The 18,241-nt window shown below is 25.2% G+C and carries 20 protein-coding genes and 3 tRNA genes; 9 read left to right on the top strand and 14 right to left on the bottom strand.

Features of this window, described 5'->3' with window-relative positions; all coding sequences use genetic code 11:
- Positions 1-19 precede the first annotated feature (19 nt).
- The 9 genes from AB4W64_RS01775 to flgB form a co-directional block, all read right to left on the bottom strand.
- Complete coding sequence (locus AB4W64_RS01775) at positions 20-337, bottom strand: rod-binding protein (RefSeq protein WP_367677790.1); 318 nt, start codon at positions 335-337, stop codon at positions 20-22.
- Positions 337-1,452, bottom strand: coding sequence for a flagellar basal body P-ring protein FlgI (locus tag AB4W64_RS01770; protein ID WP_367677789.1), 1,116 nt, complete (start codon positions 1,450-1,452; stop codon positions 337-339). The genes AB4W64_RS01775 and AB4W64_RS01770 overlap by 1 nt, the downstream gene beginning before the upstream one ends.
- Positions 1,453-1,656: 204 nt before the next feature.
- Positions 1,657-2,373 (bottom strand): flagellar basal body L-ring protein FlgH, encoded by a 717-nt coding sequence (locus AB4W64_RS01765; protein ID WP_367677788.1) that lies wholly within the window; start codon positions 2,371-2,373, stop codon positions 1,657-1,659.
- Between the two features lie 42 nt (positions 2,374-2,415).
- Entirely contained in the window at positions 2,416-3,198 is a 783-nt protein-coding gene (gene flgG, locus AB4W64_RS01760) for a flagellar basal-body rod protein FlgG (RefSeq protein WP_367677787.1), read from the bottom strand.
- 17 nt (positions 3,199-3,215) lie between these two features.
- Positions 3,216-3,974 carry a flagellar basal-body rod protein FlgF gene (flgF, locus tag AB4W64_RS01755; protein WP_367677786.1) on the bottom strand — a complete coding sequence of 253 codons (759 nt, stop codon included), beginning with the start codon at positions 3,972-3,974 and terminating at the stop codon, positions 3,216-3,218.
- A gap of 21 nt (positions 3,975-3,995) precedes the next feature.
- Positions 3,996-5,222 (bottom strand): flagellar hook protein FlgE, encoded by a 1,227-nt coding sequence (locus tag AB4W64_RS01750; protein ID WP_367677785.1) that lies wholly within the window; start codon positions 5,220-5,222, stop codon positions 3,996-3,998.
- A gap of 38 nt (positions 5,223-5,260) precedes the next feature.
- Positions 5,261-5,935 carry a flagellar hook assembly protein FlgD gene (locus AB4W64_RS01745; protein ID WP_367677784.1) on the bottom strand — a complete coding sequence of 225 codons (675 nt, stop codon included), beginning with the start codon at positions 5,933-5,935 and terminating at the stop codon, positions 5,261-5,263.
- Between the two features lie 10 nt (positions 5,936-5,945).
- Positions 5,946-6,356, bottom strand: coding sequence for a flagellar basal body rod protein FlgC (flgC, locus tag AB4W64_RS01740; protein ID WP_367677783.1), 411 nt, complete (start codon positions 6,354-6,356; stop codon positions 5,946-5,948).
- 8 nt (positions 6,357-6,364) lie between these two features.
- A complete protein-coding gene (gene flgB / locus AB4W64_RS01735) occupies positions 6,365-6,775 on the bottom strand; it encodes a flagellar basal body rod protein FlgB (RefSeq protein ID WP_367677782.1) in 411 nt (136 codons plus the stop codon).
- Between the two features lie 219 nt (positions 6,776-6,994).
- Between flgB and flgA the strand changes: the two genes are divergently transcribed.
- Both flgA and flgN read left to right on the top strand, forming a co-directional pair.
- Positions 6,995-7,660: a flagellar basal body P-ring formation chaperone FlgA gene (gene flgA, locus AB4W64_RS01730; protein ID WP_367677781.1), complete on the top strand. Its 666-nt coding sequence runs from the start codon at positions 6,995-6,997 to the stop codon at positions 7,658-7,660.
- A gap of 92 nt (positions 7,661-7,752) precedes the next feature.
- Entirely contained in the window at positions 7,753-8,190 is a 438-nt protein-coding gene (gene flgN, locus AB4W64_RS01725; RefSeq protein WP_367677780.1) for a flagellar export chaperone FlgN, read from the top strand.
- 42 nt (positions 8,191-8,232) lie between these two features.
- Here flgN and pyrC read toward each other — a convergent pair whose 3' ends face one another.
- Positions 8,233-9,282: a dihydroorotase gene (gene pyrC / locus AB4W64_RS01720; RefSeq protein ID WP_367677779.1), complete on the bottom strand. Its 1,050-nt coding sequence runs from the start codon at positions 9,280-9,282 to the stop codon at positions 8,233-8,235.
- 109 nt (positions 9,283-9,391) lie between these two features.
- Here pyrC and murJ point away from each other — a divergent pair, with 109 nt between their 5' ends.
- Together murJ and AB4W64_RS01710 are read left to right on the top strand one after the other, a co-directional pair.
- Positions 9,392-10,936 carry a murein biosynthesis integral membrane protein MurJ gene (gene murJ / locus AB4W64_RS01715; RefSeq protein ID WP_367677778.1) on the top strand — a complete coding sequence of 515 codons (1,545 nt, stop codon included), beginning with the start codon at positions 9,392-9,394 and terminating at the stop codon, positions 10,934-10,936.
- 171 nt (positions 10,937-11,107) lie between these two features.
- Positions 11,108-12,169 carry an OmpA family protein gene (locus tag AB4W64_RS01710; RefSeq protein WP_367677777.1) on the top strand — a complete coding sequence of 354 codons (1,062 nt, stop codon included), beginning with the start codon at positions 11,108-11,110 and terminating at the stop codon, positions 12,167-12,169.
- A gap of 86 nt (positions 12,170-12,255) precedes the next feature.
- On the opposite strand, the gene AB4W64_RS01705 is transcribed toward AB4W64_RS01710, so the two are convergent.
- Positions 12,256-12,340 (bottom strand) — tRNA-Ser (locus AB4W64_RS01705).
- 155 nt (positions 12,341-12,495) lie between these two features.
- Between AB4W64_RS01705 and AB4W64_RS01700 the strand changes: the two genes are divergently transcribed.
- Positions 12,496-12,566, top strand: a tRNA-Cys gene (locus AB4W64_RS01700).
- 14 nt (positions 12,567-12,580) lie between these two features.
- Positions 12,581-12,667: transfer RNA gene (locus tag AB4W64_RS01695), tRNA-Leu, on the top strand.
- 16 nt (positions 12,668-12,683) lie between these two features.
- Here AB4W64_RS01695 and rsmC read toward each other — a convergent pair.
- Positions 12,684-13,700: a 16S rRNA (guanine(1207)-N(2))-methyltransferase RsmC gene (rsmC, locus tag AB4W64_RS01690; protein WP_367677776.1), complete on the bottom strand. Its 1,017-nt coding sequence runs from the start codon at positions 13,698-13,700 to the stop codon at positions 12,684-12,686.
- A 258-nt stretch (positions 13,701-13,958) separates the two neighbouring features.
- Here rsmC and minC point away from each other — a divergent pair, with 258 nt between their 5' ends.
- Genes minC through minE form a run of 3 tightly spaced genes read left to right on the top strand, consistent with a single transcriptional unit; the run spans position 13,959 to position 15,780 of the window.
- Entirely contained in the window at positions 13,959-14,672 is a 714-nt protein-coding gene (minC, locus tag AB4W64_RS01685) for a septum site-determining protein MinC (protein ID WP_367677775.1), read from the top strand.
- 26 nt (positions 14,673-14,698) lie between these two features.
- Positions 14,699-15,511, top strand: coding sequence for a septum site-determining protein MinD (gene minD / locus AB4W64_RS01680; RefSeq protein WP_367677774.1), 813 nt, complete (start codon positions 14,699-14,701; stop codon positions 15,509-15,511).
- 2 nt (positions 15,512-15,513) lie between these two features.
- Entirely contained in the window at positions 15,514-15,780 is a 267-nt protein-coding gene (gene minE / locus AB4W64_RS01675) for a cell division topological specificity factor MinE (RefSeq protein WP_367677773.1), read from the top strand.
- A gap of 127 nt (positions 15,781-15,907) precedes the next feature.
- On the opposite strand, the gene tsaB is transcribed toward minE, so the two are convergent.
- On the bottom strand, positions 15,908-16,447 hold the full coding sequence (gene tsaB / locus AB4W64_RS01670) for a tRNA (adenosine(37)-N6)-threonylcarbamoyltransferase complex dimerization subunit type 1 TsaB (protein WP_367677772.1): 540 nt from the start codon (positions 16,445-16,447) through the stop codon (positions 15,908-15,910).
- A 203-nt stretch (positions 16,448-16,650) separates the two neighbouring features.
- Positions 16,651-18,219, bottom strand: coding sequence for a TerC family protein (locus AB4W64_RS01665; RefSeq protein WP_367677771.1), 1,569 nt, complete (start codon positions 18,217-18,219; stop codon positions 16,651-16,653).
- Between the last annotated feature and the right edge of the window lie 22 nt (positions 18,220-18,241).

Here is an 18,241-nt window from a genome sequence, read left to right as displayed (position 1 = left end):
ATTCCCTTTTAGATCATTTTTATTGTTCTGTAAGATTTTGTATTGGTTGAATTTGTTTTAAAATAATGTCGGTTAATCCTATTCCTTTTTGGCTCATACATCTTGATATTTCTTGATCATAAATATCTGTATAAAGACGACTTTGATTATTCCCTAATAAGTCATCTTGTGGTAAAGAGTTTCTCATACTTTTTAGTAACATTTGAATAAATAGACTTTCTACTTCTTTAGCAGTTTGAATGGAATATTTTTTTGAATCATTATGAACTTGATATTTTAGTTCACGAATAAATTGTGTTCCATAATTTGATATATTAAATAATAAATTATCTTTCATTAAACAATTTCCAATTTAGCATGTAAACAACCAGCGCTTTTCATTGACTGTAAAATAGACATTAATTCATAAGGTTTTGTACCTAATTTATTTAAAACACGGACTATTTTATTTAAATTAATTCTATTTAAAAGAAAATCATTTATATAATTTTTATTCATTGCATCTGCTTCAAAATATTTTTCTGTTGTATTTTTCTTTAATGATTTTAAAACATTTAATTCACTTTTTTGATTAATTATTTCATGAACAATTATTGATATAGGTCCATTTGACACTACACATGATCCTAATTTTACTTCCTGATTGACAACAACTGAACCAGTTCGAGAATTTACTACTACTTTAGCTTCTTGAGATGGTAAAGAAATATCAATATTCTGAATATTAGAAAGCATATGTACTTGTACATTATTATTAGCTGAAGTATTTAATTGCACTGTTTTTGAATTAATCGGTATTGCTGTATCTGGATATTTTATATTAATCATATCACTGATGCGTTGTGCTGTAATAAAATCTTCTCTGTTTAATTGAAGATTAATAGTTTTTTGTTTTCCAAAATTAGTGTTTATTTCACGTTCAATAGTTGCACCATTATGGATTATTCCCGAATTAGCTTGTTTTAAATGAATATAATTAAATTTTTCTTGAGTATTATTTTTTTCAGATACTAGTACATTACCTTGAGCAATAGCATAAATTTGATTATCAGTACCCTTCAGAGGCGTCATTAATAGCGTGCCTCCTTTAAGACTTTTAGCATTTCCTATAGATGATACTATAATATCTATTTGCTCACCTGTGTGACTAAATGGAGGTAAATTTGCTGTAACTATTACTGCTGCTACGTTTTTTAGATGCATATTAGCATCAGGAGGCACAATAACTCCTAATTGAGATAACATATTATTCAAAGATTGATTGGTAAATGGAGCTTGTGTCGATTGATCGCCTGTTCCATCTAGACCTACTATTAAACCATAACCAATAAGTTGATTGTCTCGAATTCCTTGAATACTAGTTAAATCACGTATTTTTTCAGCATATGCAGGAATGCACAGATTAATAAAAATAAAAATAATTAATTGTAATAATGATATTATTTTAGACATAAAAAACCTTTATTAATGCACTTTTCAAAAAGTGTTATAGTATATAAATATTTTATTTTCAATAAATATTTTCATTATATAAAAATTTTTTATTTTTTGTATTTTATTTTTTTTACATATTTTATATGTATGTCATAAAGGACAAGTAACATCCTTTATGATCTTTAATTTAATTTAGAAGATATATAATTTTATACAAAATATCTATATAGGAGAAAATTTTAGTAAAAATCTTTGTAACCATCCCATTCTTTGAATGTCATTAATGCGTCCATTACTCACATATTCAATACGTGTATCAGATATTTGTGTAGATGCGACTAAGTTATTTTTATTAATATTATTAGGATTTATTACACCTGAAAAACGAATAAACTCTACCCCTTCATTAATAGCAACTTGTTTTTCTCCAACAACTTTTAAATTTCCATTTGGTAGTACTTTTTTAACAGTGACAGTAATCAGTCCAGTGAACTTGTTTTTAGCTGAATTACTTCCTTTTCCAGAAAAAGCATTTTTTCCTATTCCATTTAATCCTGCTTGATTATCTTTTAAATCTACACCTAACATAGGGTTTAATTGTCCAGGAGATACTGCGATTCCTAGATTAGCTGTTCCATCTCGACTAATATCAGAAGCAGAGCTGTTGCTGGCACTTATATTCTCTTGTAATACAACTGTTATTATATCACCAATATTATGTGGACGATGATCTTCAAATAACGGTTGATAACCAGTTTTTATAGGTGTATTTTCTTGAAACAAAGAACCATTTACTACTTTAGGTAAAATATTAGGTGCTACAGCAGTTGTAACACCCTCTACTAGAGGTTTGTATTGTACAGAGGCGCAACTCTGAAGCAATAACAAAAATAAAGTAATGAAGAAATATTTAATTTGAAAAATAAATAACTTTATCACGAACAAGTTACCTTTTATGAAATATAATATAAAATTTAAACATTATAATTGTGATAATTTTTGTAACATTTGATCTGATGTACTAATAGATTTACTATTTATTTCATATGCTCTTTGAGTTTGGATCATATTAACAAGTTCTTCAGCAACATTCACATTGGAAGTTTCAACATATCCTTGATATAAAAAACCAGTTCCATTTAATCCTGGAGTGGTATCAATTGGTGTTCCTGATGCTTGCGTTTCTTGATATAAGTTTTCTCCTAAACTTTCTAATCCAGAGTGATTGATAAAATTAATTAAATTCAATTGACCGAGAAAAACAGGTTGTGTTTGGCCTTGTATTGAAACACTAACAATACCATCTCTTGCTATATTCATGTTTAAAGTATTGGGAGGAACATTAATTTCAGGTATAATAGGAAAACCACTATTAGTTACTAGTTGACCATTTTGATCGAATTGAAAAGAACCATCTCTAGTATATGCTATATTTCCATCTGGTAATTGTACTTGGAAAAAACCTGGTCCATTAATAGCTACATCTTTTATAGAATCTGTTTTTGAAAGATTACCTTGACTATGAATTCTTTCAGTAGCTACAGGTCGTACTCCGGTTCCTATCTGTAATCCTGACGGTAAATTTGTATCAACAGATGAATTTGTCCCCGCTTGTCGTATTGTTTGATACATTAAATCTTCAAATACTGCTCTAGAACGCTTAAATCCGTTAGTACTTACATTAGCTAAATTGTTAGAAATAACATTCATGTTAATTTGTTGAGCATCAAGACCAGTTTTAGCAATCCATAAAGAAGGAATCATGATTATATCCTATTTTTCTAGTTGTTAATATCAATTAATTGATTAGCACGTTCAGAATTTTGATCACATACAGATATCATTTTCATTTGCATTTCAAATTGTCTAGCATTTGATATCATTTCTATCATGTTTTTAGAAGGATTGACATTGCTTTCTTCTAACATACCAGATTGAAGACGTATATTTCTATTAATATTGTTAATGTTATTACTATCTTGATTGAGTTGATGATTTATTTTAAGATAAAACAATCCATTTTCTTTTTGTATTAAATGTTGTGAAGGAAGATGTACTAATTTTAACTGATCTAATTGAGTTTGAAAAATTTTATTTTTATTTTTTTCTACCGTAGTAATGATTCCATCAGACAAAATTTTTAAATTAACATTGTTAGGTATAGTGATACTACCGTTACGTCCTATTACTTCATTATTTTGAATCGTTAGTTTGTTTTTTGAATTTATTTTTAAATGACCATTTTTTGTATATGCTTCTTGACCATTCATATCTTTAACTGTTAACCAACCATCATCTTTAATAAATACATCTAAATTTCTTTCTGTATGACGTAGTATTCCCGGATACAAATTATAATACTCTTTTATAACTTTATTATAGTTATTATAAAAATTGTTTGTATCTGGTACTTGTAGTATGTAATTAAATTTTTCTTTAAAACCAGAAGTTGAAATATTTGCTAAATTATTAGAAATTATAGTTTGTTTTTCTAATAGTTGATTAGCAGAAAGCATAGAGTTATATATTGAATTCTCCATTACAGTATTTAATCCTATAGATTATCGCAAATTTATTAAAGTGTTAATAATTTTGTCTTCTGTTTTAAATGATTGAGCATTTGATTGATAGTTACGCTGTGCTACAATCATATTTATTAATTCTTTATTTAAATCTACGTTGGAAGTTTCTAAAGTTCCTTTTTCTAATAATCCAAAGCCAGAATTACCTGCTATTCCTATATCTCCTTCACCTGACTCTTCAGTAGCAGACCATACGTTACCACTTTCAGGACGTAATTTTTCAGGATTAATAAATTTTGATAATAATATTTGACCAATAGGTAACGTTTGTTCATTAGAATATCTTCCAATAATTTCTCCATTGGAAAGAATATTAAATGTTTTTAAAGATCCTTCTAAATATCCGTTTTGATAAAATTCTTTAAAAGAATTATCACTATTTGATTGTTCTACAGTGTCAGTTAAATTTAGAGTAATATTTTCATATTTTGCGTTTTGAGATCGAATTTTAAATAATTCATGAGAAATTAATTCACCATCGGAGTTGAATTGTAACTCGAAACTATTATCTATACTATTTTCTGTAGAAGTGTCTTTTTCATTATTTGATTTGACATGAACTTTCCATGTGTGTTCATCTTTTTTATTGAAAGAAATAGTTATTTCTTCTGGTTTTTCATCTTTATTATAAATAATAATTTTTCTAATATTGTTTCCTGATTCGGATAAGTTATTTTGAGGATCGTCTGTAGTAACCGAATTAATATTACTATTTAAAATTGCACTTAATGTAATTGACGAAGTGGGTTTTGCTTGTAATATATCAGCATGTCTTAAATTAATTACTTCTAAATTAGATAAATTATTAAATGTATTTTTTGAAAAAGATTTATTTTGTCCAGTGAGATACATACCTTGCATATTAATAATGTTTTTATTTTTATCGAGTAAAAATTGACCATTTCGCGTATAATACACATGGCCTCGAGCATCTAAAACACGGAAAAATCCGTCTTTTATAATTCCTAAATCTAAATCTCTATTTGTTTCAATAAGCATTCCATTATTAAAGTTTTGTATAATATGTGAGATTCCAGCACCTGATCCTTGAATACTATTTGAATAAATTGAATGTGAAAAGATATCAAAAAAAACAGGTTGACTAGATTTGTATCCTATAGTAGAGGCGTTAGCAATATTATTAGATATAATTTTTATATAATTATCATTGATAAGCAAACCATTTATAGCTCCTGTACTGGTCATATTTTAACTCTTTTAATTTATATTGAATAAAAAAATTCTTATTTAAGAATTGCTCGAATTTTTGATAGTGTTACATTTCCTGCATCGCCTAAATCTATAATAGGATCTTCAGAAGATGTAATAATACTATTTACTGATGCTTCACTTAAAATTTCTGCAGGTACAGTTTGATCTTGATTTTGGGCTGTAACTGAAATATTATACTTGTCATATTTTACACTATTTTTATTTAAATCCTTACCATCCCAGACATATTTATATATACCAGGTTTTATATTTTTCATTTTTCGTACATGTAAAACTTTACCTTTTTTATCGGTAATTTGAATTTTAACTTCAGTTGCGTTACCAATTAATTTCATACCAAATTCTTTATTTTCTTTATTATAATTAATTTTAGTATCAGGTATCATCACACGATGTCCAATTAATGAAGACATTTGAAGATTTTGAGTTCTGTTAATTTGATTTGAAAAACCTGATACAGTATTATTCAATCTCCCAATTCCAGTGGCTGTATTAATTTGAGCCAATTGTGATGTTAATTCAGTGTTCTTAATCGGATCAGTAGGATCTTGATTTTTAATTTGTGCAATCAATAAGTTTAAGAAGTTTTTCTGTAGATCTAATGGATTTAAATTGTTTTGTAAGTCATTTCCATTTTTTTCAATAAACTTATTATCTATAGATGAATTAGTATAAATAGTACTCATTTATTCTCCATTATTCGTTGATCGTTAATGTCTTATTTATCATAGATTTAGCTGCTTTAAATACTTCTATATTTGCTTGATAACTTCTTGCCGCTGCAAGATTATTTACTGTTTCTGAAATAGGATTGACATTAGATGTCAAAATATAACCTTTTTTATTAGCCATAGGATGATTTGGATTATATATCAATTTCATAGGACTAGGATCGTCGATTATAGCAGATATTTTTACGCCGCCTACTTCTGAATTGTTTAAAGGATCAAATTCAAAAACAACTTTTTTTGCAATATATGGATAAAACTTGCCATTTTTTTGTATTACGCTATCTATATTTGCTAAGTTACTCGCAATAATATTTATTTTTTGTGATTGCGCTGTCATTGCTGAACCTGCAATATTAAATATATTTAAAAGAGACATGATGTATATTATCCTTGTATAACATGTTTCATGTTTTTAATTTCGTTTTTTATAAATGTTAAACTTGATTGATATTTTAAACTATTATTTACAAATTCAATTCTTTCTCTATCCATATTAACTGAATTTCCATCTGGTTTAATTTCGTTATTAATAACAGGTTTAATTTCTAATGAAATTATATTATTATATCTTGCATTCAAATGATTAGGAGACGTTTTTTTTAAAATAATATATTTGTTTTTTATATCTCTATTTTTTAATATTTTATTCAGTTCTTTTTCAAAATTCATATCTTTTGATTGATATCCAGGTGTATCAGCATTAGCAATATTAGAAGCTAAAATTTCTTGTCTTTGAGCATATAGATTTAATGCTTGTTGACCAAAGTTAAAAACTTTATTAATGTTATTAAACATATTTTATCCTTAAAATTTAGTATACAAATTTATTTGAGGAAGTGACATAAAAATATTATTTTTGTTTCTTATAACATCTATTATTTTTAATATAATTTTCAGGAATATTTGAAAAATAATATATTTATATTATTAAACATTTATTAAACATTTTGTATCAAGAAAATAATTTTAAAAAAATCATAAGTACAAGTCAGTATTATAAAATTAAGGACAAGAATGATATTAAAAAAAATAATGCTTTGTTTTTTTTTGTTTTTTTTATCTTTTAAAGTTAATTCTAGTAGTTTAACTGATCAGTTAAGTAATTTCTTTAAAAAAGAATATCCTTTTGAAAAAAATAGTATAAACATAAATGTTATATTACGTACTCGATTAAAAAAAAATATATATTGTAAAAAACCTTTTTTTTCAGTTCCAAGTAATTTTCGTTATTTAGGTTTAGTTGATGTTCTTTTAACTTGTGATAAAAGACATTATTATTTACAAGTAGAACTTCAAACAAAAGGGGAATACATTGTAGCAAATAGAAAAATCCCCCGCGGTACTAAAATACAAAAATCAGATTTAAAAATTCTCATAGGACGTTTAGATATATTACCTAATAATACCTATCTTAAGAAAGAAGATGTTATTAACAAAGTCACACTACGTGATATTTTTCCATTACAGCCAATAACATCTTTTATGACACGTCCGTTTTGGTTAGTTCACATAAATCAAAATGTTGTTATTATTATTCATGAAGAAAATTTTACTATTTCTTCTACAGCAATATCATTAAGTAATGGAGCAGAAAATCAAGAAATACGTGTTAAAACAAAAAATGGAAAAATTCTTACAGGTATTGTAAATAAAAACAGAGAAGTTATAATATCTGTATAAGTCATTTTTTAAAATAATTTTAATATAATATAAAAAAATATAATTTTTATATAATTTTTTTATTGATGTAACTCTCTCTTTATGTAAAAATAATGCTATTTACAAAAAACTTTTTTAATTATTACATGGAAATATTAATAAATATAATCAAAAAAATAGAAAATATTTTACTTTCTTTAGATAATATACTTGATCAAGAACATAAAAATTTGTTAAAAAATACTACTATAAAGGAATTAAAGACAATTTTTAAAAAAAAGGAGCATTATTTTAATTTATTTTTACAATTAAATAAAGAGAGAATATCTCTTGAAAAAAAAATTAATATATTTTCTCCTTATGAAAATCATTATAAATTAAAAAAATATTGGACTTTAATCGTTAAAAAATGTTTGTATTTAAAAAAAATAAATTTGCAAAATAAAATTCTTTTGAACAAAAAGTTTTATTTAAATCAATATTTTTTAGAATTGTTTTCGCCACATCAAAAATGTATTACTTATAATATTAATGGAAATTTAGAGATTTGAGTATTTTTTATTATTCTAAAAAACTATTATAATTTATTTAAATCAGTTTTCAAGTGACCAATTTAAAATTTTACCTGATAAAAATGGAATAATTATATTATTGCCAACACTAATTCTTTTTTTTATTTTTAATGGTTTTTTAATTAATGTAATAGTTTCTTTATTAATAGGAAGATTATAAAATTTAGGACCATTTTCTGAACAAAAAGATTGTAAATACTTTAAAGCTTGCATTTCTTCAAAAATTGTAACATATGATAATAAAGAAGAGGGAGCATTAAATATTCCTGCACAACCAAAAAAATTAATTTTATCTTTATGTAAGTGTGGTGCTGTATCACTTCCTAAAAAAAAATGTTTATTTCCACTTGCGATAGCTTGTCTCAATGCTTTTTGATGTATGTTTTTTTTTAAAATAGGTAAACAATAAAGATATGGTTGAATTCCACCAGAAAACATATCATTTCGATTTAATATTAAATGATGTGGTGTAATTGTTGCACATAAATAATTAGAACCATATTTTTTAATGTATTCTACAGATTCTTTTGTTGTAATATGTTCTAATACTATTTTTAATTTTGGAAAACAATTACGCAAAGGATCTAAAGTATTTTTAATAAATTCTGCTTCTCTATCATAGATATCAATACTCTTATTAACCTCTTCACCATGAATTAACAATGGCATCCCTATTTTTTCCATACGTTCTAAAATATGAGTAATATGACTAATTTTTTTTACACCTTTTTTTGAATTAGTTGTAGAACAATAAGGATATAATTTAGCCGCTATAAATATTTTTTTTAAAAAACCAATTTCTAATTCTTCAGGAATAGTACGATCAGTTAAATAACAAGTCATTAATGGTTGAAATTTATAATTCCAATTCATTGATTTTAAAATTCTATTACGATAAGAAATACTTTTAAAACAATTTGTAATAGGATCGTCAAGATTTGGCATAATTAATGCTCTTGCATAAAATTTACCAGTATAGTTAATTACTTTTTTTAAAATTTTATTGTCTCTTAAATGAACATGCCAATCATCAGGTTTTATAATAGTTATTTTTTTTTCATATTCTGTCATTTTTATTTTCTTATTAAAGAGAATTAGAATAGTTTAACTCGGTATATAATTAATTTAATTTATTTTTTTTAAATATTCTGATATTTTTATAGTTATAGGTTAGTTTAGTATGAATCTTTTAAAATCTTTAATATCAGTCAGTTTTATGACTCTAATATCTCGTATATTAGGTTTTATTCGAGATGTTTTAATTGCTAGTACATTTGGCGCTTCTATGTTTACTGATGCTTTTTTTATATCTTTTAAAATTCCTAATTTATTATGTCGTATTTTTTCTGATAATTCATTTTCTCAAACGTTTGTACCTATATTAATGGAATATAAAAGTTGTAAAAATGAAAAATATGTTCAAAATTTTATTTCTTCTATGTTTGGTTTTATGATTTTTTTTATGTTTTTTTTAATCATATTAGGAATGTTTTATTCTAGATTTTTAATTTTAATTAATGCTCCAGGTTTTTTAGAATTACCTGAAAAATTGAGATTATCTGAACATTTGTTAACAATTATGCTTCCTTATATTTTATTAATTTCCTTATCTTCGTTTTTTTCATCTATTTTAAATAGTTGGAATTATTTTTCTGTTCCTGCTTTATCTCCAGTATTTTTAAATATAAGTATTATTGTTTTTTCTATTTTTTTTAGTTCTTTTTTTAATCCTTCTATTATTTCTTTAGCATGGGCTGTTATTATCGGTGGTTTTATTCAATTATTTTATCAATTTCCATTTTTATATAAAATAAATATGTTAGTTATGCCTAATATCAGTTGGAATAACATTGGTCTTTTGAGATTTTTAAAAAAAATAGGTCCTGCTATTTTAGGTACTTCTGCTAATCAAATTTCTTTAATCATTAATACTATTTTTACTTCATTATTATGTTCAGGATCAATATCTTGGATATATTATGCTGATCGATTAATAGAGTTTCCAGTAGGTATATTAGGTGTATCATTAAGTACTGTTTTATTTACATCTCTTACTAAAAGATATAAAAATAATATAAAATCAGAATATAAAAAATTACTTGATTGGGGACTGCGTATTGGTCTAATAGTATCGTTACCAAGTGCTATCATACTTTTTTTTCTTGCAAAACCTATAATTGTTGTTCTTTTTCAATACGGAAAATTTACAAATTTTGATGTTTTAATGACTGAAAAAGTACTAGAATTATATTCTTTTGGTCTAGTTTCTTTTATCTTAGTAAAAATATTAGCTTCTGCTTTTTATGCTTGTGAAGAAATAAATATTCCTATGCAGATTTCATTTTTAACGCTATTTTTAACACAGTTAATGAATCCGATTTTGATTTTTTATTTTAAACATGCAGGTCTTGCTTTATCTGTTAGTATATCTGGATGGATAAATTTTTTATTACTTTATTGGAAATTATATCAAAAAAAAATGATTTTTTTAAAATATAATGATTTTGTTTTTATTTTTCGTTTAATATTATCCATATTAGTCATGCTTGTAATTTTATTTTTTATATTGCACTTTATGCCTCTTTGGAATGTAGGTTCTTTTTTCAATAAAATAATTCGTTTAATTTTTGTATGTTTTATTTCTGGAGTCGGATACTTAGTTATGTTACATTTTTTAGGAATACGTTTGTTAAGTTTTTCCTGTAATTTTTCTCAATTAGAGTAAGATAATGTTAATTATATATTAATGATATATTGTTATTGATATATGATTAACGTTACATTTACTATATAATATTTTTAAAATCTTGCCAGATTTAAAGTTAATTATTTTTTATAAAAATATATTATAAACTTTTTTTAATTTACATTTAATCTATAAACAATGGAGTTTCAAATGAAAAAACGAGCTTTTGCTATCGCATTTTTATTAGCAAGCTTAGTGACGTCTGTTCAAGCCGAAGAAAAAAATGGATGGTATTTAGGTACAAAAATTGGATGGTCGCATTTGCATCCTTTAAAATATAATATTATTAATGATTCTAAAGATCCTGAAAGTGATGTTGATGTATTACAGGAAAATTTAAGTGCTCCAATTATTGGGATTTTTTTAGGTTATGAATTTAATCCATATTTTTCTTTTGAAATAGAAAATGATACTAATGGTTTTTTCCCTTATAAAATATTTCAAAAAAAACAACCAAAACATGTACAGATCAATAGTGTTCAACTTGCCACAAAATTGTCTTTTCCAATAACAGATGATTTTCATCTTTATACGCGATTAGGAGGAATAGTTTTTTGGGACAATCTTACTTCTAAAAAAGATTTAAAAAACATGTTTAATAAAGAAAGTCCGTTATTTCCTAGTCTTTCTTTAGGGGCAGAATATATTTTTAATGAAAAATTTATTACTAGATTAGATTATACCTGGAAAAATAGTATAAAAAATATAACAGAATCATCTATTAAACCTTCTTTAGGAGACGCAGTTTTATCTTTCGGATGGAAATTTGGAGAATCTCATATAAATGATGTGTTTTCATCTGAGGATGATGAATTTTTAAATAAACCTTATACCGTATTTAATGAAAATATTAATTTTCCTTTCAATAGTACAGAATTAAAACCTATTGCTTATGACAAACTTGCTCAATTAGATCAAAATATTAAAAAAAAGAATTTAAATAATATCTCAATTGTTCTTTCGGGATATTCTGATAGGCTAGGAGATGATGAATATAATCAAAAATTATCTGAAGATCGAGCCTACAGTGTTAAAAATTATTTAACATCTAAAGGGTTTTCTAGAAATCAAATAACTATTCAAGGAATGGGGAAGTCATATTCATTAACTAATCAGGTATGTAATGATATAGAAAACAAACCTTTATTAATTAGTTGTTTAGCTCCTGATCGTCGTGTAGAAATTGAAATTTTGTCTACTGATACTCAATAAGTATGTTTACTATTAAATTTCTTTATTGGATAAATATTTTATAAAAAATGATTTTTACTAAATATGTATTTTTTAATGTTTTTTTTCGGAGAGAGAGAGATTCGAACTCTCGGACGATTGCTCGTCGGCGGTTTTCAAGACCGCTGCCTTAAACCACTCGGCCACCTCTCCGATAGTAAAAAATTTTTTATATATTAAAGTAATAATAAATCATTATCTTACTTTTTGTAAAGATAATTTTATATATATCATATAAATTATTTTTTTTTTAAAAAAATATTTTTTTATTTGTAATTTTTATTTTTTTTTTCTATAATAGTTATATAGGCGTATTGACAGATTGGAGATGTAGCGGACTGCAAATCCGTATAACCCGGTTCGATTCCGGGATACGCCTCTAAAAATATTTAAGCCCGGATGGTGAAATTGGTAAACACAAGGGACTTAAAATCCCTCGGCTTTATAGCTTTGCGGGTTCAAGTCCCGCTCCGGGTACCAAAAATATATTATTCAATTAATTTAAAAAAGCTTGATATATTTTATATTTATTGGTTCTAGTTATTATAAAATATTTTTTAAACATTTTTTTTAATAAAAAATGATAGTTAAAGCAACTATTAGTAACAAATCTTAATTCTCCTCTAAAATTTAAATGTTTTACTGAGTCACATACTATTTTTTTTACTATATCAAAATTAACTTTTAAATCATCATGAAAAGGTGGATTTGAAATAATTAAATCAAATTTTTCAGATATATTTGAATAAAAATCACTACATAAAACTCTTCCGCTTAATTTATTAATATCTAGCGTAGCTTCACTGCATTTTAATGCAACTATGTTATTATCAATTAGTGTAATCATAACATTTGGTGCTCTATGTAATAGAGACACTGATAAAAATCCTGTTCCACAACCAACATCTAAAATTTTTCCAGTTATATTTTTCGAAAAAGTAGAAACAAGTAATTTACTACCTTCATCTATTTTTTTATTACCAAAAACACCAGGCAAAGATTTTATAGAAAAATTCTCCCACACATGTGTTTTAAAGAAATCTTCTAATATAAATTTTTTTTTTCTTTCAAGCAAACCAGTCATTAATATAGAATGTTTAGCGTTGTCTATTTTATATAAAGTAATCCATTTTTTTAGTATTAAAGGTGCACTTTTTATTCCACTGGAATTGTCTCCTACAATAAATATTTGAGTGTTGATTGGTAAACAAGATATTAAATTGATGAATTGAAATTGTGCTTCAGATTTATTTTTAGGCCAATAATAAATTATAGTATCGCAATTTTTCACCATGTCATCAGATACTAATAAATTGTTATAAATATTAATATTTTTTACATTATTTTTTTTAAAATTAATGTAATCACTATATTTTTGAAAATTTATTTTTGTTTTTAGTGTAGATAAATAGATAGGAAAACTATCTTGTATGTTTCCTGAAAAAAAAACTCTTTTTCTTTTAAATTTTTTACTATGACGCAACATAAGTTGACTGCTTTTAGAAAATAACAAAATAAATATATTCCTTATATTTCAAATATATATGATTATAAAAGAAGTAAAAATTTATTTAATGTAACAATTTATAAAAAATTTTTTTTCATTCAAGTTAACACTTATTTTAATTGATAATATGACATATTTTTTTATTAAAAAATAGAAATTGTTATCAATTAATATTTATACTATAATCTACATAGTATAAATTTTTATTTTTATTATTAAAAATAAAAATTATATGTTTTATGTAAATATTATTGAGCAATAAATATGCAAAAAACACCTATTGAAATTAAAGGTAGTAATTTTACATTGTTAGTACTATATATAAATAATCATGATATAGATCTAATAAATCAATCATTACATAAAAAAATTCAAGAATATCCATATTTTTTTAAAAATGCACCTATTATTGTTAATATTTCAGCTTTGTGTAATAAAGCAAATTGGAAAAGAATACAAGAAATTATTGTTTCTCATGGTTTGTCTGTTGTGGGGGTTAGTGGTTGTAAAGACAATATATTAAAAAAAAATATCATTGATTCAGGATTACCGATTTTATCAGAAAGTAAAAATAATAACATCAATGTTATTTATAATCCTTGTATTGCTTCTTTAAAAAAAAACCAAAAAAGTATAACACAAAAAATAGAAAAAACTCATATTGTAGATATACCAGTACGATCCGGTCAAAAAATTTACGCGAAAGATGCCGATTTAATTATTATAAATAATGTTAGTGCTGGAGCAGAATTAGTAGCAGATGGAAATATTCATATTTATGGTATAGTTCGTGGAAGAGTTCTTGCAGGTGCTAATGGCGATATAACAAGAAAAATATTTTGTACAGGGTTATTTGCTGAACTAGTTTCTATATCTGGTGAATATTGGTTGTCAGATCAAATACCATCAGAATTTATTGGAAAACCAGTTCAAATTTACTTGAAAAATAAATTTTTAACTATAAATTCTCTTAGTTAAGCATGTTGTTTTAAGGACATTTTTATATGACACGGATTATTGTAGTAACTTCAGGGAAGGGAGGTGTAGGTAAAACTACTTCAAGTGCAGCTATTGCAACAGGTTTAGCAAAAAAAGGGAAAAAAACCATTGTTATAGACTTTGATATAGGATTAAGAAATTTAGATTTAATAATGGGATGCGAACGCAGAGTAGTATATGATTTTATTAATGTTATTCAAGGTGACGCAACACTAAATCAAGCTTTAATTAAAGATAAAAAAATAAATAACTTATTTATTCTTCCAGCATCACAAACTCGAGACAAAGATTCTTTAACACGTTCAGGAGTAGAAAAAGTTTTATCTGAACTTATAAATATGGCATTTGATTTTATTATTTGCGATTCACCAGCAGGAATTGAAACTGGTGCAGTTCTAGCAATTTATTTTGCAGATGAAGCTATTGTTACTACTAATCCAGAAGTCTCTTCAGTAAGAGACGCAGATCGAATATTAGGGATTATTTCATCAAAATCAAAAAGAGCTGAACAGAACAGAACTCCTATAAAGGAATATCTCTTATTAACACGTTATAACCCTACGCGTGTTAAAAAAGGTGAAATGTTAAGTATGACAGACGTTGTAGACATTCTTCAAATACCTATTATAGGTATAATACCAGAAGATCCATCTATTCTTCGTGCGTCCAATCAAGGAGAATCAATTATATTAGATGTTAATTCTAATGCAGGATGTGCTTATTTTGATACTGTTAATAGATTATTAGGTGAAAAACATCGTTTTCGTTTTGTTAAAGAAGAAAAAAAAAGTTTTTTACAACGTTTATTCGGGAGATAGATATGGCTTTATTAGATTTTTTTTTATCCCGGAACAAAAATACTGCTAATATTACAAATGCCAATATTGCAAAAGAGAGATTGCAAATAATTATTGCAGAACAAAGAAAATATAATAATGAACCTGATTATTTTCCGCAATTAAAACGTGAAATACTCTCCGTAATTTGTAAATATGTAAATATAGATCCAAATATGATAAGTGTTCAATTAGAACAAAAAAGAGAAGATATTTCTATATTAGAACTAAATATTAGTTTGCCTGATTAAAGTACTTAATTAAATACTTTAATATATCTTTTTATTTTAAAATATACTAATTTTATACAATCAATGCTGAAGTATATTAATATTTCAGAATTGATTGTTTTTTATATAATACTATTAATAATTTATTCTAAAAATTATTATATAAATAATTTGGACCATCTTCAACAGAATACAAGACCATCCCAGTTTTAATTTTTAATAAAATAAATGGAATTATATCTCGTGCATTAGGAAAAAAAACATTAACATTATTAATATTGGAAAATTTTTTATATTCAATTATTTTCCATCCATTACCAACAAGAGTCCATTGTTTTTTCAAATGATTAATTTTTTTTTGAATTAATTCTTTTTTTACTAAAGATTCTGTATGCTCTCCTATCCAAATAGATTTTTCATTTCTAGTATATTTAGCCCAATATACGTGTGTTGATTGTGCCTTTATTGCAACTATTACTTGTTTTTTTTTATATTTTCGCCACGCTTGTTCAGCCATTATTTTTAAAGTAGAAATACCAATTACAGGAATTTTTAAACTTAAAAAAAAACTTTGTGCAATACTTTCTGCAATTCGTATACTAGTAAAATTGCCAGGTCCTTTTGAAAAACCAATGTAATTTAATTCTTTTAATGTTGTCTGGCTCTCTAACAATAATTTTTGAATCATGGGTAATACTTTAGAGGTATGTTTTTTTTGACATTTCTCTGATATAAAATAAATATTTTTTTTTTATATATAGCAATAGAACAACAATCAATTGATGTGTCAATTGCCAAAATTATATTAGACATACTTTTCTCAAAAGATTAATTAAATATTTTTAAAAAAACTATAAGTTTTAACATTAATGAAAAAATTTTTTTCTTTATTTATTCATTTTTATCTTGATTTTTAATAATTCTTACTAAATCAATACGATATTCAGTTGCTTTAACAATATGAAAATGAAAAGGATAAATATCAATTATTTCTCCAGGAAGGGGTAATTGACCTTTTTGAGCAATTAAAAGTCCTCCTAAAGAAGCATAATTATTTTCTTTAATCAGTTCTTCGGTATTTAATAATTGTTGTAATGAATGCAAATCTGTTTCGCCTTTTACTAGCCAACTGTTATTTTCTTTTATAATATCTGGTGTTTCATCAGCATCTGGAAATTCTCCTGCTATTGCTTCTAAAACATCTAAGGGAGTAATTAACCCTTGAACTACTCCAAATTCATTACTCACAATTACAAAACTACCTTGTGCACGACGCAGTACACCAAGAAGATTAATAGGATCTAAGGTATCAGGTATAACAATAGGTAATATTTTACTTGCAAACGTGGATACATCTATTCTTTTTTCGATAGCAACTAACAATTCTTTAGCACGTACAATTCCTATTATTTCGTCTAATTCTCCTTTACATACTGGAAATAAACTATGCGGTGTATCCAATAATTGCATGCGAATTTCATCAGTATTTTTCTCGGTGTTAACCCAGGAAATATTTCTTCTAGGAGTCATAATACTTCTAATAGAACGTCCAGCTAAAGTAAGAACACCATTAATCATATATCGCTCTTCTTCTTTAAATGTTTCCGTTTCTGGTGAAGATGGAATAGATGTTGTTTTTTTATTATCTAATTCTGTGTTTATTGCTTGTTTTTTTTTGTCATTTTCTCCGACCATTAAACGTAAAATAGCTTCAGCTGCTCTTTGTCGCATAGGTCTTCTAGACTGATTTTTCATAAAATTATGACGTGCTATTTGATTAAAAATTTCTATTAAAATAGAAAATCCTATTGCAGCATATAAATATCCTTTAGGAATGTAAAATCTTAATGCTTCTGTAACTAAACTAAAACCAATCATTAATAAAAAACTAAGACATAGTACTACTACTGTTTGATGAAGATTAATAAAATTAGTTAACGCTTTCGATGCTAATAACATTAAAATAGTTGCCAATATAACTGCAATCATCATAATTAATAACTGATTCACCATACCAACAGCTGTGATAATAGCATCTAAAGAAAATACTGCATCTAATATGACTATTTGAATTACTACAGCCCAAAACCCAGCATAATTTTTATTTTCTGAGTTTTCATGATGATTATTTTCTAATCTTTCATGTAACTCCATGGTGGTTTTAAATAATAAGAACAAACCACCAAATAAAAGAATTACATCACGTATTGATAAAGAAAAAAAATTATTTTGAATAATAGGAGAAGTAAGTGTTACAACCCAAGATATTAATGATAATAATGCTAATCGCATTATTAAAGCTAATCCTAAACCAATTAAACGTGCTTTATCTCTTTGATTAGGAGGTAGTTTTTCTGATAAAATAGCTACAAATATTAAATTATCAATTCCTAATACTACTTCTAGAATAACTAGTGTTAATAATCCTGCCCAAGTTGACGGGTCTAGAAAAAACTCCATCAGAAAGACTCCATAAAAAAAA

It is taken from the genome of Buchnera aphidicola (Brachycaudus tragopogonis), assembly GCF_964059175.1.
GTDB lineage: Bacteria > Pseudomonadota > Gammaproteobacteria > Enterobacterales > Enterobacteriaceae > Buchnera > Buchnera aphidicola_BM.
This window is presented reverse-complemented; position numbering and strand designations above follow the sequence as displayed.